The organism is Streptomyces atratus (assembly GCF_900119365.1).
Classification (GTDB): domain Bacteria; phylum Actinomycetota; class Actinomycetes; order Streptomycetales; family Streptomycetaceae; genus Streptomyces; species Streptomyces atratus_B.
On the sequence record NZ_FPJO01000002.1, the window covers coordinates 146,030 to 170,121 of the forward strand.

Annotated in this window: 25 protein-coding genes and 1 tRNA gene; 13 read left to right on the plus strand and 13 right to left on the minus strand. The window is 70.9% G+C overall.

Features of this window, described 5'->3' with window-relative positions; genetic code table 11:
- Window positions 1-26: 26 nt before the first annotated feature.
- Complete coding sequence (locus BT364_RS04785; protein WP_072483821.1) at window positions 27-2,438, plus strand: ribonucleoside-diphosphate reductase subunit alpha; 2,412 nt, start codon at window positions 27-29, stop codon at window positions 2,436-2,438.
- Window positions 2,438-3,457, plus strand: a complete 1,020-nt coding sequence (locus BT364_RS04790; RefSeq protein ID WP_072483822.1) for a ribonucleotide-diphosphate reductase subunit beta — start codon at window positions 2,438-2,440, stop codon at window positions 3,455-3,457. Before BT364_RS04785 ends, BT364_RS04790 begins: the two co-directional genes overlap by 1 nt.
- On the opposite strand, the gene BT364_RS04795 is transcribed toward BT364_RS04790, so the two are convergent.
- Window positions 3,454-3,666, minus strand: coding sequence for a hypothetical protein (locus BT364_RS04795; RefSeq protein ID WP_072483823.1), 213 nt, complete (start codon window positions 3,664-3,666; stop codon window positions 3,454-3,456). The genes BT364_RS04790 and BT364_RS04795 overlap by 4 nt on opposite strands.
- Before the next feature lie 81 nt (window positions 3,667-3,747).
- On the opposite strand from BT364_RS04795, the gene BT364_RS04800 reads away from it, so the two are divergent.
- Window positions 3,748-4,722: a helix-turn-helix domain-containing protein gene (locus BT364_RS04800; RefSeq protein ID WP_072483824.1), complete on the plus strand. Its 975-nt coding sequence runs from the start codon at window positions 3,748-3,750 to the stop codon at window positions 4,720-4,722.
- A 63-nt stretch (window positions 4,723-4,785) separates the two neighbouring features.
- Here BT364_RS04800 and BT364_RS04805 read toward each other — a convergent pair whose 3' ends face one another.
- The 9 genes from BT364_RS04805 to BT364_RS04845 all read right to left on the minus strand — a co-directional run bounded on the left by BT364_RS04805 (window position 4,786) and on the right by BT364_RS04845 (window position 13,177).
- Window positions 4,786-5,523 (minus strand): D-Ala-D-Ala carboxypeptidase family metallohydrolase, encoded by a 738-nt coding sequence (locus BT364_RS04805; protein ID WP_072483825.1) that lies wholly within the window; start codon window positions 5,521-5,523, stop codon window positions 4,786-4,788.
- Between the two features lie 172 nt (window positions 5,524-5,695).
- Window positions 5,696-6,334 carry a peptide deformylase gene (def, locus tag BT364_RS04810; protein WP_072483826.1) on the minus strand — a complete coding sequence of 213 codons (639 nt, stop codon included), beginning with the start codon at window positions 6,332-6,334 and terminating at the stop codon, window positions 5,696-5,698.
- 141 nt (window positions 6,335-6,475) lie between these two features.
- Entirely contained in the window at window positions 6,476-7,468 is a 993-nt protein-coding gene (locus tag BT364_RS04815) for a tetratricopeptide repeat protein (protein WP_072483827.1), read from the minus strand.
- 91 nt (window positions 7,469-7,559) lie between these two features.
- Window positions 7,560-8,822, minus strand: a complete 1,263-nt coding sequence (locus BT364_RS04820; RefSeq protein ID WP_072483828.1) for an HD-GYP domain-containing protein — start codon at window positions 8,820-8,822, stop codon at window positions 7,560-7,562.
- Complete coding sequence (locus tag BT364_RS04825; protein WP_072483829.1) at window positions 8,819-10,273, minus strand: HD-GYP domain-containing protein; 1,455 nt, start codon at window positions 10,271-10,273, stop codon at window positions 8,819-8,821. Before BT364_RS04825 ends, BT364_RS04820 begins: the two co-directional genes overlap by 4 nt.
- Before the next feature lie 138 nt (window positions 10,274-10,411).
- Window positions 10,412-10,732 (minus strand): mycothiol system anti-sigma-R factor, encoded by a 321-nt coding sequence (gene rsrA / locus BT364_RS04830; protein WP_072483830.1) that lies wholly within the window; start codon window positions 10,730-10,732, stop codon window positions 10,412-10,414.
- Window positions 10,729-11,385: a sigma-70 family RNA polymerase sigma factor gene (locus tag BT364_RS04835; RefSeq protein WP_189542902.1), complete on the minus strand. Its 657-nt coding sequence runs from the start codon at window positions 11,383-11,385 to the stop codon at window positions 10,729-10,731. The genes rsrA and BT364_RS04835 overlap by 4 nt, the downstream gene beginning before the upstream one ends.
- Before the next feature lie 273 nt (window positions 11,386-11,658).
- Window positions 11,659-12,345, minus strand: coding sequence for an alpha/beta hydrolase family protein (locus BT364_RS04840; protein WP_072483832.1), 687 nt, complete (start codon window positions 12,343-12,345; stop codon window positions 11,659-11,661).
- Between the two features lie 16 nt (window positions 12,346-12,361).
- Window positions 12,362-13,177, minus strand: coding sequence for an SOS response-associated peptidase (locus tag BT364_RS04845; RefSeq protein ID WP_072483833.1), 816 nt, complete (start codon window positions 13,175-13,177; stop codon window positions 12,362-12,364).
- A gap of 77 nt (window positions 13,178-13,254) precedes the next feature.
- Between BT364_RS04845 and BT364_RS04850 the strand changes: the two genes are divergently transcribed.
- From BT364_RS04850 to BT364_RS04865, 4 genes are all read left to right on the plus strand, one after another.
- On the plus strand, window positions 13,255-13,968 hold the full coding sequence (locus tag BT364_RS04850; protein ID WP_072483834.1) for a M50 family metallopeptidase: 714 nt from the start codon (window positions 13,255-13,257) through the stop codon (window positions 13,966-13,968).
- Window positions 13,969-14,088: 120 nt separating this feature from the next.
- On the plus strand, window positions 14,089-15,405 hold the full coding sequence (gene aroA / locus BT364_RS04855) for a 3-phosphoshikimate 1-carboxyvinyltransferase (protein WP_072483835.1): 1,317 nt from the start codon (window positions 14,089-14,091) through the stop codon (window positions 15,403-15,405).
- A gap of 3 nt (window positions 15,406-15,408) precedes the next feature.
- Window positions 15,409-16,425: a ribosome small subunit-dependent GTPase A gene (gene rsgA / locus BT364_RS04860; protein WP_072483836.1), complete on the plus strand. Its 1,017-nt coding sequence runs from the start codon at window positions 15,409-15,411 to the stop codon at window positions 16,423-16,425.
- Window positions 16,426-16,515: 90 nt separating this feature from the next.
- Window positions 16,516-16,839, plus strand: coding sequence for a DMT family transporter (locus BT364_RS04865; protein WP_072483837.1), 324 nt, complete (start codon window positions 16,516-16,518; stop codon window positions 16,837-16,839).
- Here the strand turns inward: BT364_RS04865 and BT364_RS40870 are convergent.
- Window positions 16,796-17,083: a hypothetical protein gene (locus tag BT364_RS40870; RefSeq protein WP_143166449.1), complete on the minus strand. Its 288-nt coding sequence runs from the start codon at window positions 17,081-17,083 to the stop codon at window positions 16,796-16,798. The two genes, BT364_RS04865 and BT364_RS40870, sit on opposite strands and share 44 nt — an antisense overlap.
- A 201-nt stretch (window positions 17,084-17,284) precedes the next feature.
- On the opposite strand from BT364_RS40870, the gene hisN reads away from it, so the two are divergent.
- Together hisN and BT364_RS04875 are read left to right on the plus strand one after the other, a co-directional pair.
- Window positions 17,285-18,085 (plus strand): histidinol-phosphatase, encoded by an 801-nt coding sequence (hisN, locus tag BT364_RS04870; RefSeq protein WP_072483838.1) that lies wholly within the window; start codon window positions 17,285-17,287, stop codon window positions 18,083-18,085.
- A 189-nt stretch (window positions 18,086-18,274) separates the two neighbouring features.
- Window positions 18,275-18,679 (plus strand): CBS domain-containing protein, encoded by a 405-nt coding sequence (locus tag BT364_RS04875; RefSeq protein WP_072483839.1) that lies wholly within the window; start codon window positions 18,275-18,277, stop codon window positions 18,677-18,679.
- A 75-nt stretch (window positions 18,680-18,754) separates the two neighbouring features.
- Here BT364_RS04875 and BT364_RS04880 read toward each other — a convergent pair whose 3' ends face one another.
- A complete protein-coding gene (locus BT364_RS04880) occupies window positions 18,755-20,206 on the minus strand; it encodes a catalase (RefSeq protein ID WP_072483840.1) in 1,452 nt (483 codons plus the stop codon).
- Window positions 20,207-20,367: 161 nt separating this feature from the next.
- Between BT364_RS04880 and BT364_RS04885 the strand changes: the two genes are divergently transcribed.
- The 4 genes from BT364_RS04885 (at window position 20,368) to BT364_RS04900 (ending at window position 23,835) form a co-directional block, all read left to right on the plus strand.
- Window positions 20,368-20,787 (plus strand): Fur family transcriptional regulator, encoded by a 420-nt coding sequence (locus BT364_RS04885; protein WP_072483841.1) that lies wholly within the window; start codon window positions 20,368-20,370, stop codon window positions 20,785-20,787.
- 197 nt (window positions 20,788-20,984) lie between these two features.
- Window positions 20,985-21,794, plus strand: coding sequence for an ABC transporter ATP-binding protein (locus tag BT364_RS04890; protein ID WP_072483842.1), 810 nt, complete (start codon window positions 20,985-20,987; stop codon window positions 21,792-21,794).
- Window positions 21,791-22,660 carry an ABC transporter permease gene (locus tag BT364_RS04895; RefSeq protein ID WP_072483843.1) on the plus strand — a complete coding sequence of 290 codons (870 nt, stop codon included), beginning with the start codon at window positions 21,791-21,793 and terminating at the stop codon, window positions 22,658-22,660. Before BT364_RS04890 ends, BT364_RS04895 begins: the two co-directional genes overlap by 4 nt.
- Window positions 22,661-22,692: 32 nt before the next feature.
- Entirely contained in the window at window positions 22,693-23,835 is a 1,143-nt protein-coding gene (locus tag BT364_RS04900) for an ABC transporter substrate-binding protein (RefSeq protein ID WP_072483844.1), read from the plus strand.
- Window positions 23,836-23,897: 62 nt separating this feature from the next.
- Here BT364_RS04900 and BT364_RS04905 read toward each other — a convergent pair.
- Window positions 23,898-23,971 (minus strand) — tRNA-Met (locus BT364_RS04905).
- Window positions 23,972-24,092 lie beyond the last annotated feature (121 nt).

Here is a 24,092-nt window from a genome sequence, read left to right on the forward strand (position 1 = left end):
CCGAGCCGAGCGAGGGAGAGCACCACGTGACCATCGCGCCAGCCGATCCGGCTTCAGTCGCCGCGTCCGCAGCAGCCGAGTCCGAGGCAGCCGCACAGGACGGACCGGGGACCGCGCTGCTGCGGACCCTGACCGACCTCACCGCCGATCTGCCCGACACCGACCCCGGCCGGGTCGCCGCCGCCGCGCTGCGCGGCCGCAGCGCCCGGGCGGACGAGGCGGAGCTGCGTTCGCTGGCCACCGAGGCCGCCGCGGGCCTGATCTCCGAGGACCCCGCCTACTCCCGGCTCGCCGCCCGGCTCCTGACCCTCACCATCGCGGACGAGGCGGCCGGCCAGGGCGCGGTCTCCTTCTCCGCCTCGGTCGCCGTCGGGCACCGCGAGGGCCTGATCGCGGACCGTACCGCCGAGTTCGTCGCCCGCCACGCGGCCGCCCTCGACGCGCTGGTGGAGCGTTCGCTCGCGGACGGCGCGGACGACCGCTTCGGCTACTTCGGGCTGCGGACCCTGCACAGCCGCTATCTGCTGCGCCACCCGCACACCCGCCAGGTCATCGAGACGCCCCAGCACTTCATGCTGCGGGTCGCGTCAGGGCTCGCCGAGGACGACTCGCAGCGCGCCGTGGACGAAGTGGCGGCGCTGTACGGGCTGATGAGCCGGCTCGACTACCTCCCCTCCTCCCCCACGCTCTTCAACTCCGGCACCCGGCACCCGCAGATGTCCTCCTGCTATCTGCTGGACTCCCCGCTGGACGAGCTCGACTCGATCTACGACCGCTACCACCAGGTGGCCCGGCTCTCCAAGCACGCGGGCGGCATCGGTCTTTCGTACTCCCGCATCCGCTCCCGCGGTTCGCTGATCCGCGGCACCAACGGGCACTCCAACGGCATCGTGCCGTTCCTGAAGACGCTGGACGCCTCCGTCGCCGCGGTCAACCAGGGGGGCCGCCGCAAGGGCGCCGCCGCCGTCTACCTGGAGACCTGGCACGCGGACATCGAGGAGTTCCTGGAGCTGCGCGACAACACGGGCGAGGACCAGCGGCGTACGCACAACCTCAACCTGGCGCACTGGATCCCGGACGAGTTCATGCGCCGGGTCGACGCGGACGGCGACTGGTCGCTGTTCTCGCCCGCCGACGTACCCGGCCTCGTCGACCTGTGGGGCGACGAGTTCGACGCCGCGTACCGGGCCGCCGAGGCCCGGGGGCTGGCCCGCAAGTCGATCCCGGCCCGCGAGCTGTACGGCCGGATGATGCGCACCCTCGCACAGACCGGCCAGGGCTGGATGACGTTCAAGGACGCCTCCAACCGGACCGCGAACCAGACCGCCGAGCCGGGCACCGTCGTCCACTCGTCGAACCTGTGCACCGAGATCCTCGAAGTCACCGACGACGGCGAGACGGCGGTCTGCAACCTGGGCTCGGTCAACCTCGGCGCGTTCGTCGCCGACGGCTCCATCGACTGGGAGCGGCTGGACGCCACCGTCCGCACCGCCGTGACCTTCCTGGACCGGGTCGTCGACATCAACTTCTACCCGACCGAGCAGGCCGGCCGCTCCAACGCGAAGTGGCGCCCGGTGGGCCTGGGCGCCATGGGCCTCCAGGACGTCTTCTTCAAGCTGCGGCTGCCGTTCGACTCCCCCGAGGCCCGCGCGCTCTCCACGAAGATCTCCGAGCGGATCATGCTCGCCGCGTACGAGTCGTCCTGCGAGCTCGCCGAACGGTCCGGACCGCTGCCCGCCTGGTCGCAGACGCGGGCTGCGCGCGGTGTGCTGCACCCCGACCACTACGACACCGAGCTGAACTGGCCCGAGCGGTGGGAGGCGCTGCGCGCCCGCGTCGCGAAGAGCGGGATGCGCAACTCGCTGCTGCTCGCCATCGCGCCGACGGCGACGATCGCCTCGATCGCGGGGGTCTACGAGTGCATCGAGCCGCAGGTCTCCAACCTCTTCAAGCGCGAGACGCTCAGCGGCGAGTTCCTCCAGGTCAACGCGTACCTGGTGGATGAGCTGAAGCAGCTCGGGGTGTGGGACGCGCGCACCCGTGAGGCGCTGCGCGAGGCCAGTGGCTCGGTGCAGGGCTTCGCCTGGATCCCGGAGGAGGTGCGGGCGCTGTACCGCACGGCGTGGGAGATCCCGCAGCGCGGTCTGATCGACATGGCGGCGGCCCGTACGCCGTTCCTGGACCAGAGCCAGTCGCTGAACCTGTTCCTGGAGACGCCGACGATCGGCAAGCTCTCCTCGATGTACGCGTACGCCTGGAAGCAGGGGCTGAAGACGACGTACTACCTGCGCTCGCGCCCGGCGACCCGGATCGCCCGTGCCGCCTCCGGCCAGGCCGCGGCCGCCGCCCCCATTCCCGTACAGCAGGCTTCGGCGCCCGACGCGGACGCGATCGCCTGCTCCCTCGAAAACCCCGAGTCCTGCGAGGCCTGCCAGTAATGAGCTCCACCAACTCCGAGAAGAACCTGCTCGACCCGGGCTTCGAACTGACCCTGCGGCCCATGCGCTACCCGGACTTCTACGAGCGCTACCGCGACGCGATCAAGAACACCTGGACGGTGGAGGAGGTCGACCTGCACTCCGACGTCGCCGACCTCGCCAAGCTGTCCCCCGGCGAGCAGCACATGATCGGCCGGCTGGTCGCGTTCTTCGCGACGGGGGACTCGATCGTCTCCAACAACCTCGTGCTGACGCTGTACAAGCACATCAACTCCCCCGAGGCGCGGCTGTACCTGTCGCGGCAGCTCTTCGAGGAGGCCGTGCACGTCCAGTTCTATCTGACGCTGCTGGACACGTACCTGCCCGACCCGGAGGACCGTGCGGCGGCGTTCGACGCGGTCGAGGAGATTCCCTCGATCCGGGAGAAGGCGCAGTTCTGCTTCAAGTGGATGGACTCGGTCGAGAAGATCGAGCGCCTGGAGACGAAGGCCGACCGCCGCCGGTTCCTGCTGAACCTGATCTGCTTCGCGGCGTGCATCGAGGGGTTGTTCTTCTACGGCGCGTTCGCGTACGTCTACTGGTTCCGCTCGCGGGGCCTGCTGCACGGTCTCGCCACGGGCACCAACTGGGTGTTCCGTGACGAGACGATGCACATGAACTTCGCGTTCGAGGTCGTGGACACCGTCCGCAAGGAGGAGCCGGACCTCTTCGACGACGAGCTCCAGCAGCAGGTCACCGACATGCTGAAGGAGGCCGTGGCCGCGGAGCTGCAGTTCGGCCGTGATCTGTGCGGCGACGGGCTGCCCGGCATGAACACCGAGTCGATGCGGCAGTACCTGGAGTGCGTCGCCGACCAGCGGCTCACCCGGCTGGGCTTCCCGGCGGTCTACGGCTCCGAGAACCCGTTCTCGTTCATGGAACTCCAGGGCGTGCAGGAGCTGACGAACTTCTTCGAGCGCCGACCGTCCGCGTACCAGGTGGCGGTGGAGGGCTCGGTCGCCTTCGACGACGACTTCTAGATCCTGGCCCAGCTTCTGAGGTAGGGGCGCCGCGCAGCCGTGACCGGCCGCGCGGCGCCCGCCGTTTCCGGGGGCCCGTCGCTCCGGGCCCGTTCCGCGGCGCGCAGCTCGCGGTCGATGCGGCGCTCGCGGGCGAGCCCGGCGAGGGCGGGCAGCAGGACGAGAGCGATAAGTGCGGCTATGCCCAGGACGTTCTGGAATGTGTTCATGGCTCTACTCTCGTCCGTGCGGACGGATCGCGGCAGTGGCAGGACTGTCATGGAACATCGAATTACTGCCACACTGGCGTCATGCTGAAAAATGTCGCCGCTCTGCTGCTCGACGAGGTCCACCCCTTCGAACTGGGCGTGCTGTGCGAGGTCTTCGGACTCGACCGCAGCGACCAGGGCCTGCCGGTCCACGACTTCGCCGTGGTCTCCGCCGAGGGCCCGGTGCTCCGGACCCACGCCGGCTTCACCATCAGTACGCCGTACGGCCTCGACCGCCTGGAGGAGGCCGACCTCATCGCCGTGCCGGCCGGCAGCCACTTCGTGGACCGGGAGTACCCCGAGGAGGTCCTCGACGCGCTGCGCCGGGCGGTGGACCGGGGCGCCCGGGTGATGAGCGTCTGCTCCGGCGCGTACGTCCTCGGCGCGGCCGGACTGCTGGACGGGCGCCGCTGCACCACCCACTGGCGCCACGCCGCGGAGCTGGCCCGCCGCTTCCCGCGGGCCGTCGTCGAGCCCGATGTGCTGTACGTGGACGAGGGTCAGGTCATCACCTCGGCGGGCACGGCGGCCGGGATCGACGCCTGCCTGCACCTGGTCCGGCAGGCGTACGGCCCCGATGCCGCCAACGCGATCGCCCGCCGCATGGTGGTACCGCCGCACCGGGACGGCGGCCAGGCGCAGTACATCGAGCGGCCACTGCCCCGCACCCCCTGCGACACCGTCGGCGAGACGCTCGTCTGGATGGAGCGCCACCTCGACCAAGAAATGACCGTCGAGCAGCTCGCCGCCCAGGCGCACATGTCGCCGCGCACCTTCGCCCGCCGCTTCCAGCAGGAGACGGGCACCACTCCGTACCGCTGGCTGCTGCGCCAGCGGGTGCTGCTGGCCCAGCATCTGCTGGAGACGTCCGATGACACGGTGGACTCGATCGCCGGGCGCACCGGTTTCGGGACCGCCGCCGCACTGCGCCACCAGTTCGTACGCTCCCTGGGCACCACGCCGAACGCGTACCGCCGCACCTTCCGCGGCCCGGGCGCGATGGCCGAAGTGGCCTGAGACGCGAGGAAAGGCCCCTGTTCCGGGCGGATTCCAGGGGCCCTTCGCCGTGTGCGGTGCGCGTCAGACGCCGCAGTTCGGCGCCGACCAGTAGTGGCTGGGGCCCTGGTTGACGTGGACGTGGTCACCGTGGCCCGGGTAGCCCGGGCCGAGGATCCCGTTGAAGCCGTGGTTGCGGGCCTGCTTGGCGAGGGTGCACAGGGAGTGCGGTCCGGCGCCGAGGTCGGCCGCGTCGCCGTACATGTGGCGGCTGTTGGACGCACCGCCGACCGCGCTGTTGCAGGACACGGAGCGGAAGCCGCTGGTGATCCGGATGGGCTGGTCACCGAGCGCGTGCCGCAGTGCCTCCAGCTTCCACATGGTGCTCAGCGCGTTGGCCTTCGCCGTGCCCGCCGCGACGGCACCACCGGCCCAGGTCGAGTTGCACTGGTTGTGCTCGGCGTAGGTGAAGTGCGCCGGGGTGCAGTCGTTGTCCTGGAGCTCGTAGATCTTGGCCTGGGTGGCCGGGCCCGCGATGCCGTCGGCGGCGAGGCCGTAGGCGGCCTGGAAGCGCTTGACGGCGGCGGTGGTGGCCGGCCCGTAGGAGCCGTCGATGGCGAGCACGGAGTTGTAGCCGGGGTAGCCGGCCACCCGGATCTGGAGCTGGACGACGTCGTTGCCGGTGGCGCCGGGGGACATGGTGCGGGTCCAGGTGTAGCAGCCGTCGGCCTGTGCGGTGCCGGCGGTCACCACGGCACCACCCAAGGCGAAAGCCATGGTCATGACAAGCCCGAGCAGGAGTCGTGCGGTACGTCTGAGCATGAGGGGGCTCCCTGCCGTGAGGAGGTATGGGGAGAGAGCCTGTCGGACGAGTCGACGCGCGTCAACTGCCCACGTACAAACGGCAGTTGACAGCCGCTCGGGAGCAAAGCCCGACGGGCCCGGTCCCCCTCGCGGGAAGGACCGGGCCCGTCGGCGACAGCCAAGTGTGCGCTCAGTCGTTCGGCACGGTCTCGTAGCGCGGGGTGTTCTCCGCCATCTGCCGCAGCGCGTCCTTGCGGTCCCGCTTCGAGAGCCGGTCGATGTACAGGTAGCCGTACAGATGGTCCGTCTCGTGCTGGAGGCAGCGGGCGAAGTAGCCGCTGCCCCGGACCTTGACCGGGTTGCCCTTGGCGTCCTGTCCACGGACCACCGCGTAGTCCGGGCGGGCCAGCGAGGCGTACGCCGTCGGGACGGAGAGGCAGCCCTCGTTGGAGTCGTCCAGGACCCGGTCCTCGGGCGCCAGCTCCTCCAGCACCGGGTTGCAGACCGCGCCCACGTGCCGCACGCCCTCGTCGTCCGGGCAGTCGTAGACGAAGACCTTGAGGTCGACACCGATCTGGTTGGCGGCCAGGCCCACGCCCTCCGCCGTCCGCTGGCTCGCGAACATGTCGTCGATCAGCCGGGCCAGCTCGTCGTCGAACTCGGTGACGTCCTTGCACTCCCTGTGGAGCACCGGGTTGCCCACGACCGTGATCGGACGGGAGGTGCCGCGCTCGCGATGCGCCGCCTCGCGCGCCTCACAGTCCTCGGTGTCCACGACGAAACCCTCGTCGTCGACGCTGATCTGCTCGTCCGTCTCCTGCTGCGCCATGTCCGCCGTACGCCTTCCTCAAACCTGAAACCGGGCCCTGGACCTGAAGCCCGGCCCTACCTGAAACCCGGCCGTCCGACTGTTGCGGGGCCCGGGCACCCGAGCACCGCGACCGGTGCCCGTACAGCCTACGGGCACCGGTCAGCAGACTTCTTCGAGATCCCGCCACTCGCGGCTGTCCGGGCTGTCCGCCACCCAGCCGTCCAGCAGACCGCGCACCAGCCCGGCCGGCGCCGCTATCCCGCACTCCCGCTCGGGCACCCACAGCTCACCGGCGGTGCGGTGGCCCAGCGGGCCCGGATGCCCCGGCTCGCTGTGGTCGTGCGGGTCGAGGTGCTCGCCGTCGCCCTCGTCGCTCTCCATCCGGCTCTCCGAGCAGGCCCGGCAGAGCAGCCGCACGGAGGACGACCAGTCCTCGGCGGCGAACCCGGCGTCGGACGCCAGCTGCTCCAGCGCGTCCCGGTCCGCCTCGGTGGCCGCTTCGAGCAGCACCACCCAGGTCGGCACGGGGGACGGCGCCCACAGCTCGATCTCGTCGAAGACGGGGTACGAAGGCCCGGCCGCGGTGACCCGCTCGCCGTGCGGCACCCCGTCGTGCAGGACGACCTCGCCCCAGCGGCGGCCGGACGACGGCAGCGGAATGGAGAGCACCTCCATCCGGGCCGGATCGAGCCTGCGGCCCCAGACCACCTCGGCCTCGCCCTCCGGCGACAGCCGTACCGCGGCGCTGCCCAGCTCCATGCCGACCGGCTCGCTGTTGGCCGCCGAGGTGTGCTGGCCGGCGCCCGGCACCTTCAGGCCGTACGCCTGCCAGGCCCGGCGGGCCAGCGGCCAGTCCTGCAGCGCGGTGGCGGCGATCCCGACGTTCCACCAGTCGGGAGCGCCGGATTCCTTGTCGAGCAGCGCGACGGCCCGCAGGCCGGCGGCTCTCGCCTGTTCCCAGTCATGCCGGAACTTGTGCAGCAGCGCCAGGTTGAACCACGACTCCGAGAGCCAGGGTTCCAGGTCCGCCGCACGTGTCAGCAGTGCGCCCGCGTCCTCGTACCGGCCGTCGCCGATCAGCGTGAACGCGCGGTCCGTGGCCTGCCGCCAAGAGGCGGAGGGCCGATGCCGTACCTTCCCGAAGATCCTCACGATTCCCGCCCGTCCCGACTGGACACCCTCGTTTTCCGCTCTTCTTCGCATCCAACCATGCCGGGCCGGACGCCCGCTCATTACCCATGGGTTACCCGGGCAGGACCGGGGCCGGACCGCCCCGGGCCAGGACCCTGGCCAGTGATTCCACGACTTCGGGCTGATAGTCGTGGGCGGTCCCGAGCCTGAGTTGTTCCAGTGCGCCCAGCGGCCCGATGAGACTTTCCCCGCACAGGTCGTCGTATGCGTTGACGACCCTGACGATCCTGGCGGACAACGGCTGCTCGCGATAGGGGTCGGCCTGCCGTTCGACGACGACGGCAATCTCGGTGTCCACCCCGGTCTGCCGGACCACGGCCCCGCCGAGCAGCGCGATGCGGCGCTGCTCGGCGGCGGGCAGGGTGGCCGTCGCCCCGTCCGGGACCGGGTCGACCAGCGAGAGCTGGCCGATGTCGTGCATCAGGGCGGCGTGCTCCAGCACGGTCAGCCGGCTCCCGGAGAGCCCCAGCTCACGGCCGACGGCCCGGCAGAGCACCGCGACCCTGCGGGCGTGCCCGTGCGGGGTGTACCCGGCGATCTCGGTGGACCTGGCGAGCGAGGCGATGGTCTGCCGGTAGGTGGTGCGCACGGCGACGAACCGGCGGAACGAGAGCTGGGTCAGCAGCAGCGGTACGCACAGGACGGGCAGCGCCCACAGCCCGGCGACGGCCACCCCGAGGGCCATCACGACCCCGGTCGCGCAGACCGCCGACCCGATGCCGATGAGACCGCGCAGCTCGTCCCGCAGGAGCGGCGGGTAGGGGTGGCGGGTGCGCGAGCGCAGCAGCAGGGCCGCGAGCACGGCGTCGCACAGCGCGGTCAGGACGAGGATCAGGAGCAGCACGAGCACATAGGACGGGCCCTCGCCGAACCGGCTCCCGGCGCGGCCGCTGTTGTACAGGGGCTGGAAGCACACGGCGGCGAAGGCGACGGTCAGGATGCGGCGGGCCACCCGGTCGAGTGCCGGTCCGGCGCCGCGCGCCACATGGGGCACGCAGGCGACCAGCTGCGCCGCGACGAGCACGGCGATCACCTGGAGGACGCCGTGCGAGGTCGGTCCGCCGCCGCTGCGGCCGAGCAGGGCGTACGCGAGCGCTCCGGCGGCTCCGAGCGGTGCGGGCTCCCGCTCCCCGGGCAGCGCGCCCCAGCGGGCCAGTTCGCCCACCGTGATGAGCACCCCGAAGGCGAGGGCGTGGCCGGGGTCGTGGAGGCCGTACCAGAGGGTGTGGGCGAGCCCGGCGGCGGCGAGCAGGGCCGCGGCGGCGCGGACGGTGAGGACGGCGGGCGGCTGTGTCCCGGCCCTGGCCCGGGTCATCCGCGACGGTCCGCGGCCGACTGCGGACCGGGCACCGCGCCGAGCCCGTCCGCCGGTGGCTGCGGAGGGGGTACGCGGTCGAGTCCGCCGGACGGCCGGGGGCGGCCCGGGACGGCCTTCCCGCTCTCGCTCCGGGGCCCCGGGATCCCCGGCTCGTCCGCCGTCACGGCCGTCGTCACCGCCGACCAGCCGTGCCGTTCGAGACCGCGCACCAGCGCCCTGACCATCTGCGGGTCGAACTGCGTGCCCGCGCACCGCTTCAGCTCCTCCAGCGCGGCCGGCACCGGTCTCCCCCGCCGGTACGACCGGGTCGACGTCATCGCGTCGAAGGCGTCCGCCACCGCGACGACCCGGGCGAACTCCGGGATCTCGCGCCCGCTGAGCCCGTACGGATAGCCGCTGCCGTCGAGCCGTTCGTGGTGGTGCAGGATCGCGGCCCGCGCCTCGCCGAGGAAGCCGATGCCGCGGACGATCTCGTGCCCGTACTCCGGATGCAGTTCGATCACCTGTCGCTCCTCCGGCGTGAGCGGCCCGTCCTTGCGGAGCACCCGGGTGGGGACACCGAGCTTGCCGACGTCGTGCAGGATGCCGGCGAAGCGGACGACCTCCAGGCGGTCCGGGTCCATGCCCAGTTCACGGGCGATGAGGACGGAGGCCCGCCCGACCCGTTCGCTGTGGCCGCGGGTGTACGTGTCCTTGATGTCGACGGCCTGCACCAGCGCCCTGATGGTGGCGCGGTGGGCGGCGTGCTCGCGGTGGTACTGGGCGAAGACCCAGCAGGAGATGTACATCGGCAGCAGGACGATCAGCGCGGAGAGCGGACCGTGCGGGCCGCGCCACAGGACCGCCATCATCAGCCCGGCCAGTCCGTGCACCAGGTGCGCTCCCAGCGAGCGGGGCAGCAGCCCGCTCCAGGCCCGCCGCAGGGGCAGCCGTTCGGCCGCGACCAGGATGGAGCCGTCCAGCGCGGTCAGCACGAGGCTGAAGGCCAGGGCGGCGGCGCAGGCGGGCAGGATCGCGTAGGGCAGGTCGGGGAGCCGGCCGGAGCCGCCGAGCGTGGCGGTGCCGCCGAGGAGTCCGTGGACGGACGAGGCCGCCCAGACCGTGACGGTGAGCTGCGCGGCCCGCCAGACGCGCCGTGCGGTGGCGGGCGGCTGTTCCACCCGGCCGACGAGCGAGCCGGGCACGGCGACGAGGGCTGCGGCTGCGGGCGGCAGCAGGAAGGCGGCGGCGAGCAGCAGCGGAAAGAACGATCCGGCACGGATCGGCACGGAGCTGCCGAAGAAGGGGCAGCGGCCGGGGAGTTCACAGACCAGATAGAGCCCGGTGAGCAGTGCGACGGTGACCCACGGGGTCCCCGCGCCGGTGCGCAGGGCGGGGAGCACGCACCACAGGGCGCCCACCGCGACCGCCGGAATGTACGCGCGCGCCGCCCCGCGTGTGGCTCTCACCCGCTCGGCCCGCCCCCCCAACATGGTCAATGGAGGCGCCACGCTAGCGAGTTGTGCGACCCGTCGAGCTTCAATGAGCCCGATTAGCACATTCGGGTGATCCTGTGGCGGCGGCCGGTACGGCCCGGCCGCCGGGTGTCACTCCTTGGCGGCGGTCGGCTGTTCGCTCGCCGCGGCCGTCACGTCCTGCTCGGGCACGGCCTGCCCCGAGCGGATCAGATCGATCCGGCCCATGACCTTGGACCGCAGATCGCTGGGCACGTCGTCCTGGCCGCAGCAGCGCTTCACCAGCTTCTTGACCGCCTGCTCCAGGCCGTACTTCTCCAGGCACGGGGAGCACTCCTCGAAGTGCACCTCGAACTTGGTGCAGTCGCTGTCGGGCATCTCGTGGTCGAGGAACTCATAGAGATGATCGAGGACTTCCGAGCAGTCCGTCTCGTGCGGCTCTCCGCAGCTCATGAGCCCGAGCCTTTCCGATCGTCCGACTCTCCGGCACCGGCCGGGACGAGCCCGCGCTCACGGGCGTAGTCCTCCAGCATGCCGCGCAGCTGGCGGCGGCCCCGGTGCAGTCGGGACATCACCGTACCGATGGGAGTCCCCATGATGTCCGCGATCTCCTTGTAGGCAAAGCCCTCGACATCGGCGAGATACACGGCGATGCGGAACTCCTCGGGGATCGCCTGCAGTGCGGACTTCACGTCGGAGTCGGGCAGGTGGTCGAGCGCCTGCGACTCCGCGGAGCGCAGACCGGTCGACATGTGCGACTCGGCACGCGCCAGCTGCCAGTCCTCGATCTCCTCGGCGGCGCTGCGCTGGGGTTCGCGCTGCTTCTTGCGGTACGAGTTGATGAACGTGTTGGTGAGGATGCGGTACATCCACGCCTTGAGATTGGTGCCCTCACGGAACTGGTGGAAGGAGCCGTACGCCTTGGCATACGTCTCCTGGACCAGGTCCTCGGCGTCCGCGGGGTTGCGCGTCATGCGCAGCGCGGCCGAGTACATCTGGTCGAGGTAACCGAGCGCGTCCCGCTCGAAGCGCGCGTTGCGCTCGGCGGGCGTCTCCTGTGCGCGGCCGTCGTCGGTCCCTGTGTCGGTCCCAGTGACCGGACCCACCTCCTCCAACGCTGTGGCGGAGCCGAAACCGGACCCGCTCGAATCGGAGAATAGTCGACCTTGCTTCGAGACGGGCTGTCGTTCCGATCCGCCCAGTGCCCGCTCGGAAGTGGTCTTGGCCGCATGCAGCACCGTCCACTCCAGGTCAGCGGCGTTCGAGCGGCGCGGGCAGATGGTCGAACCCATGCGACGGACTCCCTCTCCACGTACGACATTGATGTACCGATGACACCGACAACAGCGGCCCCCCGCGCAACATTCCCGGGGCGTACGTCACACGAGGGCGGCCAGCCAGCCGGTCACGGCGGCGGTCAGGACGCCCATCGCCTCGTCCTGGCCCGGACCGGCCTTCTTCGGCACGGCGAACCCGTGGTCGCCGTACGGCACTTCGGCGATCTCGTACTCCCCCGGCGGGAATTCGGCGGGCCGCCCGAACGGGTCGTGGCCGCCCTGCACGACGAGCGTGGGTACGCCGGCGCCGAGGAGCTCGTCCTCGCGGGACTTCTCGGGCTTGCCCGGGGGATGCAGCGGGAAGCTGAGCGCGAGAACGGCGTGGGCACCGAGCTCCGCGGCGGTCCGGCAGGCCACCCGGGCCCCGGCGCTCCGCCCGCCCGCGACGACGGGCGCCCCGGCGGCGGCGAGCGCGGGCCACAGCCCCCGCCACCCGGTGTCCAGGGTCTTCGGGGCGGGCGCGAGCCGCTTCCCGGCGACCCGCCACGGCTGCTCCACCAGGGCCACGGTCACCCCGTGGGCGGGCAGCGCGGCGGCCAGGGCCTGGAGGTCGCGGGCCTCGATGCCGCCGCCCGCGCCATGGCCGAGGGCCAGCACCAGCCGCGCGCTCCCGGTCTCCTTCGTGCCCGTCGCGGGGAACCAGCTGATCCTGGCCGGCCCGGCATCGGTGTCGACCGTTTCGGCCGCCTCGGGCCGGCAGCCTGTCTCTGTAGTACTCACGTGTCCCATCCTCCCCGCCGGAGGCTCAGAAGAGTGTGCCCACCTCCGGCGCGGCCAGCTCTTCCAGCAGTTCGGGGCCGTTGTTGCGGACGTTGCTGACGGCCGTGGCCACCGGATAGGCCCGCATCAGCCCGCCCGGCGGCGGTGCGAGCAGCGCCTTCAGCTCCTCGACGTCGGTGCGCGAGGGGTCGAGCCAGGCGTCCCAGCGGTCCGGGGTCAGCATCAGCGGCATCCGGGGGTGGATGCCGGCGAGCGTGGCGGGGCCGTCGGCGGGGGCTACGGCGAGCGGAGTGGTCTCCGCCTCGGTCGTGATCACCGAGCAGGTCACCCACCAGGCCATCGGGTGGTCGTCCGGCAGCGTCCGGTCGCGCCAGAACTCGTACAGGCCGGCCATCGCGAAGACCGATCCGTCGGCGGGTGTCACGAAGTACGGCTGCTTGCGTGGGCGCTTCTTCCTCCCCTTCTCCTCCAGCTGCCGTTCGTCCGCGCCGGTGACCCACTCGTAGTAGCCGTCGGCGGGCAGGATGCAGCGCCGGGAGACGAAGGGGCGGCGGAAGGACGGCTTCTCATGGACGGTCTCCGCACGGGCGTTGATCATCCGCGCGGCGCCCTCCGGGGACTTCGCCCAGGACGGTACGAGTCCCCACTTCAGCGCGCGCATCTGGCGAACCGGACGCGGGTCGTCTGCGTCTTTCACAGGACGCTCCAGTACGGCGTAGACCTCCTTGGTGGGCGCCACGTTCCAGTCGGGCGCCAGGGTTTCCGCCGGTTCCCACTTCTCGACCCGGAAGAGTCCGGTCAGGTCCTCGGGCCGCCGACTCGCTGCATACCGTCCGCACATAAGTGCCAGACTGCCACGACCGCCACGCCGACCGGACGCCGATACCGCAAGCCGAACCGCAAGGAGCCGCCCACGTCATGAACAGCACCGATCTGGGCAATCTGTGGGACCGCGTGTTCGGTACCCAGCCCGCCCCCGAGCAGTGGCTCGTGGTGGTGACCGGCACACTCGCGCTGATCGCCGTCGTACCGAACCCGATATGGCGGCTGACCCGGAACGCGATCACCATCGCGCACGAGGGCGGGCACGGGCTGATCGCCCTGCTCACCGGACGGAAGCTGTCCGGCATCCGGCTGCACTCGGACACCAGCGGCCTGACCGTCAGCCGCGGCAGGCCGACCGGGATCGGCATGATCCTCACCGCGGCCGCCGGCTACACCGCCGCGCCGCTGCTGGGCCTGGGCGGCGCGTGGCTGCTGGTCGACGGCAGGATCACCCTGCTGCTGTGGGTGGCCACCGCGCTGCTCGCGGTGATGCTGGTGATGATCCGCAATGTGTACGGGGCGCTGACGGTGATCCTCACCGGCTCGGCCTTCCTGCTGGTGTCCTGGCTGGCCTCACCCGCCTGGCAGTCGCTGTTCGCGTACACCGTGGTCTGGTTCCTGCTGCTCGGCGGCGTGCGCCCGCCCTTCGAGCTCCAGTCCAAGCGGCGGTACGGCGGTGCGCCGGATTCGGACGCGGACCAGCTGTCGCGGCTGACGGACGTACCGGCCGCGCTCTGGCTCTTCCTCTTCCACGCGGTGTCGCTCTGCTCACTGATCGGCGGCGGGCGCTGGCTGCTCGGCATGTGAGGGCCGGCGGCACGGGAGCGCCGGTACCGGCCGATGGCTTCTACCACGCTTGCGCTACGCCCCTGTTTCGACCCATATGATCGAGATTCGGGTTTGCGGTGAGCCACTAAAGTAAGGGCCATGACCGAAAGTTCCGTGCACCCCGCCCTCTGGCCCGCCCCGCATGCGACCGGGGCCGTCGACGCGACGGTCACCGTGCCCGGATCGAAGTCGGTCACCAACCGCGCGCTCGTCCTCGCCGCCCTCGCCGCCGAGCCCGGCTGGCTGCGCCGCCCGCTGCGTTCCCGCGACACCCTGCTGATGGCCGAGGCGCTGCGCGCGATGGGCGTCGGCATCGAGGAGGGCGTGGGCCCGGACGGCTCCGGCGAGGCCTGGCGGGTCATCCCGGCCGGTCTGCACGGCCCGACCACGGTCGACGTCGGCAACGCGGGCACGGTCATGCGCTTCCTGCCGCCGGTCGCGGCGCTCGCCGACGGCCCGATCCGCTTCGACGGCGACCCGCGTTCGTACGAGCGCCCGCTGACCGGTGTGATCGACGCGCTGCGGGTGCTCGGCGCCCGGATCGACGACGAGGGGCGCGGCTCGCTGCCGATGACGGTGCACGGCGGCGGTGCGCTGGACGGCGGACCGGTGGCGATCGACGCCTCCTCGTCCTCCCAGTTCGTCTCGGCGCTGCTGCTGTCGGCGCCGCGCTTCAACCAGGGGGTGGAGGTGCGCCACACCGGCGCCAGGCTCCCCTCCATGCCGCACATCCGGATGACCGTCGACATGCTGCGGGCGGTCGGCGCGCAGGTAGACGAGCCGGAGACGGGCGGCGAGCCGAATGTCTGGCGGGTCTCCCACTCCGCCCTGCTCGGCCGTGATCTGACCATCGAGCCCGATCTCTCCAACGCCCAGCCGTTCCTCGCGGCCGCGCTGGTCACCGGCGGCCGGGTCACGATCCCCGACTGGCCCGAGCGCACCACCCAGCCGGGCGACGCGCTGCGGGAGATCTTCACGGCGATGGGCGGCAGCTGCGAGCTGACCGAGCGCGGCCTCACCTTCACCGGTTCGGGCCGTATCCACGGCATCGATGTCGACCTCGGCGAGGTCGGCGAGCTGACCCCGGGCATCGCGGCGGTCGCGGCGCTGGCCGATTCCCCGTCCACCCTGAGCGGTGTCGCCCACCTGCGGCTGCACGAGACGGACCGGCTGGCCGCGCTCACCAAGGAGATCAACGAGCTGGGCGGCGATGTCACCGAGACCGCCGACGGCCTCCACATCCGGCCCCGGCCTCTGCACGGCGATACCTTCCATACGTACGACGACCACCGGATGGCAACCGCGGGGTCGATCATCGGCCTTGCCGTCCCCGGAGTGGAGATCGAGAACGTGGCGACAACCGCCAAGACCTTGCCGGACTTCCCGCAGATGTGGACCGGAATGCTCGGGGCCTGAGACATGCGCCGCTACGGCAAGAACCCCGACGAGGACGACATCCGGGTCCGCCCCAACCCGAAGGGCAACCGGCCTCGCACGCATACCCGCCCGAAGCACGAGGACGCCGAGGAGGGCATGGTCCTCACCGTCGACCGGGGCCGTCTCACCTGTCTCGTCGACGGTCGTACGGTCATGGCGATGAAGGCCCGTGAGCTGGGCCGGAAGGCCGCCGTCGTGGGCGACACCGTCTCCCTCGTCGGTGATCTCTCCGGTGACAAGGACACCCTCGCCCGCATCGTCCGCATCGGTGAGCGCCGCTCGGTGCTGCGCCGGACCGCGGACGACGACGATCCGTTCGAGCGGGTGGTCGTCGCCAACGCCGACCAGCTGGCGATCGTCACCGCGCTGGCCGATCCGGAACCCCGGCCGCGGATGATCGACCGCTGTCTGGTCGCCGCGTACGACGGCGGGCTCTCCCCGCTCCTGGTCCTCACCAAGTCGGATCTGGCCTCCCCGGACAAGCTGCTGGAGGCGTACACCCCGCTGGGCGTCCCGTTCATCGTGACCAGCCGCGAGGAGCTGGAGAACGGCGACGCGGCCGAGCGGGTCCGCGAGCAGCTGCACGACCGGGTCACCGCCTTCGTCGGGCACTCCGGTGTCGGCAAGACCACGCTGGTCAACGCGCTGGTGCCGAAGGACCGGCGGCGTACGACGGGAGTGGTCAACGCCGTCACCGGCCGGGGCCGGCACACCACCACATCGGCGCTGGCGCTGCCGCTGCCGGACTACCGCGGCTGGGTGATCGACACCCCCGGTGTCCGCTCCTTCGGACTCAACCACATCGACCCGTCCCGGGTGATCCACGCCTTCCCCGACCTGGAGCCCGGCACCGAGGACTGCCCGCGCGGCTGCACCCACGACAGCAATGAACCGGAATGCGCCCTGGTCGCCTGGGTGGCGGACGGCCAGGCCGATCCGGCCCGGCTGGACTCGCTGCACCGGCTGCTGTCCACGCGGGAGCGGCGCGAAGGCGACTGACCGGGGCACGTTTGCGATCTACCGTCGCAGGTAAATGCATAATCACACTCAGTGTGGCAAGGCGGTCACCGACGTGGGAGGGCACTGACGATGGCGTGGCTGCTGGTCGTGGTCGCAGGACTTCTGGAGACCGGCTTCGCCGTCTGTCTGAAACTCTCGCACGGCTTCACCCGGCTCTGGCCGACCATCGCGTTCTGCGTCTTCGCGCTCGGCTCCTTCGGCCTGCTGACGATGTCGCTGAAGAAGCTCGACGTGGGACCCGCCTACGCGGTGTGGACGGGCATCGGTGCGGCGGGCACCGCGATCTACGGCATGGTCTTCCTCGACGACGTGGTCTCCACCCTCAAGCTGATCTCGATCTCCCTGGTGATCATCGGGGTGATCGGGCTCCAGCTCTCGGGCTCGTCCCACTGACCGCGTCCGCCGTCCGCCCCGCCACGAGGCGCACCAGTGGTGCCGCCTCTCCTTCCGCCTCGGGTGCGGGCACCAGCGCGTAGCTCAGGGCGAGCCGCAGCGCGATCTCGCAGGTCACGGCCAGGGTCTCCGGGTCGCGCGGCCGGCCTTCCCCGTCGAGGGCGGCCATCGCGCGTTCACCGGCCCGGCGGAGCAGCTCGGTGGGGGTCGGCGGCCCGGGATCGGCGCGGCGCCGGCCGGGCACCGGGGACGCGCCCCCGGCCGCAGGGTGCGGGGCGAGGTAACCGTTCGCTCCAGCATCCGGTGAGCAAGGCCCTGACCAGCGCGTTCGTACGCACGGCCCGGACGGTCCAGTCGGCGGTGGCGGCCAGCCGGGGACTGTCAACGGTCCGCGCGGCCCCGGGGTCCTGTGGCCCTGTTCACCTGCGGTCGATACTGTGACGGCATGCCCGATTACCACGATGATCTGCGCCTTGCCCATGTGCTGGCGGACGCCGCCGACGCGGCGACGATGGACCGGTTCAAGGCTCTCGATCTCAAGGTCGAGACCAAGCCGGACATGACGCCGGTGAGCGAGGCCGACAAGGCCGCCGAGGAACTGATCCGCGGCCATCTCCATCGGGCCCGCCCGCGCGACGCGATTCTGGGCGAGGAATTCGGGATCGAGGGCACCGGCCCCCGGCGCTGGGTCGTCGACCCGATCGACGGCACCAAGAACTACGTACGCGGCGTGCCGGTCTGGGCGACGCTGATCTCACTGATGGAGGCCGGGGAGGACGGCTTCCAGCCGGTGGTCGGCGTGGTCTCCGCGCCCGCGCTGAACCGGCGCTGGTGGGCGGCGAAGGGGGCGGGCGCGTTCTCCGGCCGCAGCCTGACCTCCGCGACCCGGCTGCAGGTGTCGAAGGTGGAGCGGATCGCGGACTCCTCGTTCGCGTACGCGTCGCTGAGCGGCTGGGAGGAGCAGGGCCGGCTCGACGGGTTCCTGGATCTGACCAGGGCCTGCTGGCGCACGCGTGGGTACGGGGACTTCTGGCCGTACATGATGGTCGCCGAGGGTTCGGTGGACATCTGCGCGGAGCCGGAGCTCTCGCTCTGGGACATGGCCGCCAACGCGATCATCGTCCAGGAGGCGGGCGGGAGGTTCACCAGCCTGGACGGGGTCTCCGGTCCGGGCGGCGGCAACGCCGCGGCCTCGAACGGGCTGCTCCACCACGAGCTGCTCGGTTATCTGAACCAGCGTTACTGAACCGGCGCCACTGAACCGGCCCACCCGGCCGTACCCCCGTCACCGAAGGGCGTCGCGCACCGGCGCACACCCTTCGGGCGGTTCGCCCCTCTTGTTCCGTCCACACATCGGTGCAACTCTGGGAGTCCCCCCGCTTGTGAATTTGTGAATCGGCTCACGCGCCCTTTCGCCAAGGAGGTGGCTCCCTTCATGCTCGTCCGAGACGCCATGAGCACACTGGTCCTCACCATCGGGCCCGCCCATACGCTCCGCCAGGCCGCCCGGCTTATGTCGGTCCGCCACATCGGGGCCGCGGTCGTCCTCGACAAGGACAACAGCGGGCTCGGCATCCTCACCGAACGCGACATACTCAACGCGGTCGGCTCCGGCCAGGACCCGGATGTCGAGACCGCAGCCACCCACACCACCACCGACGTGGTCTTCGCCGCGCCCACCTGGACCCTGGCCGAGGCCGCGGAGGCCATGACACACGGCGGGTTCCGGCACCTGATCGTGCTGGACGACCACGGGCCCGTGGGCATCGTCTCCGTCCGCGACATCCTGCGCTGCTGGGCGCCCACCAGGCGCCGCCACCACGCGGAGCTCATCGGCTGAGCCCCAGGTGAACGACCGGTGGGCCGGTCTCCCCCGGAGGGGAGACCGGCCCACCGCCGACGACAGTCGTCCGGATCAGCCGCGAAGGGCCTGGACCGCGGCCTCCAGACGCTTGCCGAAGTCGCCGTCCGCCTGGCGGAAGTTGTTGATCGCGCGCTCGGCGATGTCGTCGCGCGACACCTTGGCGATGAACCCGGCGAGGTTGCCGATCAGCCGGGCCTTCTCGTCCTCGGAGTAGAGCCGGTAGAGGTTTCCGGCCTGCACGAAGTCGTTGTCCTCGGCGTGGCTCGGGGCCACGTGCGTGGCGACCTCACCGGAGATGGTGGTGGCCTCCCACAGCGGGCGGTCGGTCTGGGCCGGACCGCCGAAGCTGTTCGGCTCGTAGTTCTTCGCGCCCTTGTGGCGGCCGTCGTACAGGTAGCCGTCCCGGCTGTTGGTGCGCGCCTCGGTGGCGTGCGGACGGTTCACCGGCAGGTGGTCGGCGTTGATGCCGACGCGGTAGCGGTGGGCATCGCCGTAGGCGAAGAGGCGGCCCTGGAGCATCTTGTCGGGGGACGGACCGATGCCCGGCACGAAGTGCGCGGGGCTGAAGATCGACTGCTCGACCTCGGCGAAGATGTTCTCCGGGTTGCGGTTGAGCTCCAGCTTCCCGATCTCGGTCGGCGGGTAGTCCGCGTGCGGCCACACCTTGGTGAGGTCGAACGGGTTGAAGCGGTACGTGGCCGCCTCGGCCGCCGGCATGATCTGGACCTGCACCGTCCAGGACGGGAAGTCGCCGCGCTCGATCGCCTCGCGCAGATCGCGCTGATGGCTGTCCGGGTCCTCACCGGCGAGCTTGTTGGCCTCGTCCTGGGTCAGGTTCTTGATGCCCTGGTCGGTCTTGAAGTGGTACTTGACCCAGAAGACCTCGCCGGCCTCGTTGCTCCACTGGTAGGTGTGCGAGCCGTAGCCGTTCATGTGGCGCAGCGTGGCCGGGATGCCCCGGTCGCCGAAGAGCCAGGTCACCTGGTGGGTGGACTCGGGCGACAGACCCCAGAAGTCCCAGACGTTGTCCGCCTCCTGCGAGCCGGTGTACGGGTCGCGCTTCTGGGTGTGGATGAAGTCCGGGAACTTGATGGCGTCCTTGATGAAGAACACCGGGGTGTTGTTGCCGACGAGGTCGTAGTTGCCCTCCTCGGTGTAGAACTTCAGCGCGAAACCGCGGGGGTCGCGCACCGCGTCGGCCGAGCCGAGGTTGCCGGCCACGGTCGAGAAGCGCAGGAAGGTCTCGGTCTGCTTGCCGACCTCGGAGAGGAACTTCGCCCGGGTCCACTGCGAGACATCGCGGGTCAGCGTGAACGTGCCGTACGCGCCGGCGCCGCGGGCGTGCACGATGCGCTCCGGGATGCGCTCGCGGTTGAAGTGCGCGAGCTTCTCCAGCAGCGACTGGTCCTGCACCAGGACGGGACCGCCGACGCCCGCGGTCTGGCTGTTCTGGTTGTCGGCGACCGGCGCGCCGGCCTCCGTGGTGAGCGGTCCCTGCGTCACGTGCGCCTCCTGCGTCGTTCCTGCACATTCGTCTTGTCCTGCACAGCCTGTCCCTTGGCGTATGCCGGTGCCGATCCTACAATGGACTAAGTCCAAGTCAAGTGAACATCCAAAGTCACACCCGTTCGGGACCTGGTCCCTTCACTGTTAGGCTTGTTTCCATGAGTGACCTGTTGGAACGACTTCGCGGACGCGGCTGGCGCATGACTGCGCAGCGACGCGTCGTGGCCGAGGTCCTCGACGGGGACCATGTGCACCTGACGGCCGACGAGGTCCACGCGCGAGCCGTGGCCAAGCTGCCCGAGATCTCCCGCGCCACCGTCTACAACACGCTGGGCGAGATGGTGTCGCTCGGCGAGGTCATCGAGGTCTCCACGGACCGCCGCGCCAAGCGCTACGACCCGAACGCACACCGTCCCCATCACCACCTCGTCTGCGCGGTCTGCGGCACGATCCGTGACGTGCACCCGGCCGGCGACCCGATGGCGGACCTGCCGAGCGACGAACGCTTCGGCTTCACGGTGTCCGATGTCGAGGTCACCTACCGAGGTATCTGCCCCAACTGCGCGGCGACAAGCTGATTCGAACGACGAGGGCCCCGGTGCGAGCATCATCCGCACCGGGGCCTTCCGCGTGAATCCCCGCAGCGGACAACACCCCGCCCCGCCACCGGCACCTGCGCACCCCCTTCCCGAATCTGACGGGTAGTCATATCGTCTGCGGCGATCACGTCCGCCCCGCGGCGGATCCGCACCTCGATACGCGCGAGGAGAGACCCGTGGGAGATCCGCACCCGACCCCACCCGCCACCGCAGCCACCAGTCCCAAACTCCGCGCCGACGCGCTCACCCGCTCGTTCGGACGCGGCGCCAAGGCCCTGCCCGCCCTCGGCCCGCTCGATCTCTCCGTCGCACCGGGCGAGTTCACCTGCGTCGTCGGCCCGTCCGGCTGCGGCAAGTCCACCCTGCTCAGGATCGCCGCCGGACTGCTCCGCCCCAGCTCCGGCGAGCTGTCCATCCGTACGGCCGCGTCCCGTCCGGCGGCGATGATCTTCCAGGACTACGGCATCTACGACTGGAAGACCGTGCTCGCCAACGTCCGGTTCGGCCTGGACATCCAGCGCGTACCACGCAAGGAGGCCGACGCCAGGGCGCGCGACTGGCTGGCCCGGATGGGACTCTCCGACTTCGCGGGGGCGTATCCGGCCGCCCTCTCCGGCGGAATGCGGCAACGGGTCGCGATCGCCCGCGCCCTCGCCGTCGAACCCGAGATACTGCTGATGGACGAGCCGTTCGCGGCGCTCGACGCCCAGCTGCGCACCATCCTTCAGGACGAACTGCTCGACCTCACCCAGACCACCCGTACCACCACCCTCTTCATCACCCACAGCCTCGAAGAGGCGATCGTGCTCGGGGACAGGGTGCTGGTGATGTCCGCCAGACCGGGGCGGATCATCGCCGAGCGCCGCCCGCCGTTCGGCCGGCCACGCACCGGCACGGTCCGGTCGGCACCCGAATTCACCACGTTGAAGAGCGAGTTGTGGGAACTTCTGCGTGGCGAGGTGCACAGGGAGGCGGTCCCGGCATGACCGTCACCGTGAACGCCACGAAGCCCGACGAGGGCGTCCTGGTCCGCAGACCGGGCCCGCAGGAGCTGCATCCGGCACGCACCCACCGCAGGCGCCGCGCCCTGGAGATCGCGCTCGCCGTCGCCGTACCGCTGCTCCTCGTGCTGCTCTGGCAGCTGGCCGCCGCACAGTCCTGGATCGACGCCCGGGTCTACCCCGCCCCCTCCACCATCCTGGCGGACGGCTGGGACCGGGCGGGCGCCGGTGAGCTGTGGCCGGACGTATGGGCCACGCTCAAGCGGGTCCTCGGCGGCTATGCGATCGGCACCGTCGCGGGATACGCGCTCGGCCTGCTGATGGGCTCTCTCTCCCTCGTACGGGCGGCGCTGGAGCCGTTGCTCGACGCCCTGTACGTCGTACCGAAGCTGGCCCTGCTGCCGGTCTTCCTCAATATGTTCGGCCTCGGTGAAGGCCCGCAGATCGCCCTGGTCGCCGCGACCGTCTTCTTCTTCGTCTGGATCTCCACCATGGCGGCCGTGCTCGCCGTCCCGGCCGGCCACCGTGATGCCGGTCAGGTCTTCGGCGCCTCGACCTGGCAGATGTTCCGCCATGTGCTGCTGCCCGCGTCGCTGCCCGCGGTCCTGGTCGGGGCACGGATCGCGGCAGGAGTGGCCGTGCTCGTCATCGTGGCCTCCGAGCAGATTGCCGCGGCCGATGGTCTCGGCCATCTGATCTTCGACTCCCGGGCGCTGTTCCAGAACGACGTGATGTTCGTCGGCATCGTGTGTGTGGCGGTCCTCGGTGTCGTCTTCTCCGAAGTGGTGCGGATCGCCGGGCGGCTGCTCACGCCGTGGGCCCCGCGCGACCGCGGCCCCGGCCGTTCCTGAACAGCTCCCCACGCTCTTCGTACGGAGGCACTGTGCGTACACACACCCCCTTCACCTGCACCGTCGTGCTCGTCACGGCATCCCTGCTCGGCGCGGCGGGCTGCGCCGGGCCCGACTCCGGCGGCGACGCTGCCGCTGCCGCGCCGCGCACCGTCAGGCCCGTCGCGGGCTGTGGCGCCGGCAGCTGGACCGACCCGGCCGAACTCGACCCCGCCCGGAAGGCGGCCCGCTGCGACAAGGGCGCCCCGGCGGCCCAGCCCCTGGCGAAGAGACGGGAGATCACCGTCGCCACCGGCACCCTGAGCGCGGAGTACGTCGCTCCGCTCCAGGTCGCGGTGGCGAAGGGCGAGTTCGCGAAGGAGGGGCTGGACGTCGAACTGAAAGTGCTGCCCACCCCGGACGCCCTGCCGCTGCTCGCCAAGGGCGATGTGGACGCCCAGTGGGCGGCTCCCGAGGCAGCCGTGATGAACGGCATCAACGGCGGCTTCGACATCAAGTGGGTCGCGGGGAACTTCTCCCCCGACCCCACCTCGAAGAGCGGCCTGTGGGTGCGTCTCAAGGACGGCGAGAGCGCCGATCACGTCGAGATGGCGGGCCGGAAGCTGGGCACCATGATCGGCAAGGGTTCGGTCATCGCGTACCCGATGGACACCTCCCTGAAGAAGCACGGCGGCGGCCTCGACAGGATCAGTTTCCAGCAGCTCGGTTCCGCGGATGTGCTGACCGCGCTGCAGAACGGCGGCGTGGACTCCGCCTGGCTGCTCGACCCGATCTGGCGCAAGGTGGACGGCGACAAGAGGTACGCGTTCCTGGGAGGCCAGCCCGTCGGTGAACCGCTCGGCGGCCTGCTCTTCGGCCCGACGCTCCTGAACAAGGACCCGGACGCGGGGGTCGCTTTCCTCCGCGCCTACATCCGGACCGTGAACACCTACTTCGCCGGCGACTACAAGTCCGATCCCGGCTTCGTCACCGAGCTGGCGAAGCTGATGAAGACCGACGAGGCCACGCTGCGGTCGACCCCGTCGATGCGGATGGACTGGGAGATACGGAAGGGCACGACGGACCGGCTGCAGGAGGCGTACGCCGACTCGGGAGTGTCGAGGGGCACCTCGGTACCGGAAACGAAGGCCGTCGACCGGGCAATGTACTCGGAGGCGGTGGGACACAAGCTCTGACTCACACGCAGCGCATGCACAGAAGGCCGGATCCTCAAAAGGATCCGGCCTTCTGTCTTCAGTAGCGGGGACAGGATTTGAACCTGCGACCTCTGGGTTATGAGCCCAGCGAGCTACCGAGCTGCTCCACCCCGCGTCGTTGTGTTTAGAACTGTACGTCACCGCTGCCGACCAGCGCAAATCCGTTCCGGCTCCCCGAGCGGGCGGGCCGCGCGCGGCCATACATGGCCCCACGCAGCCCCATCCACCCCTGCGCG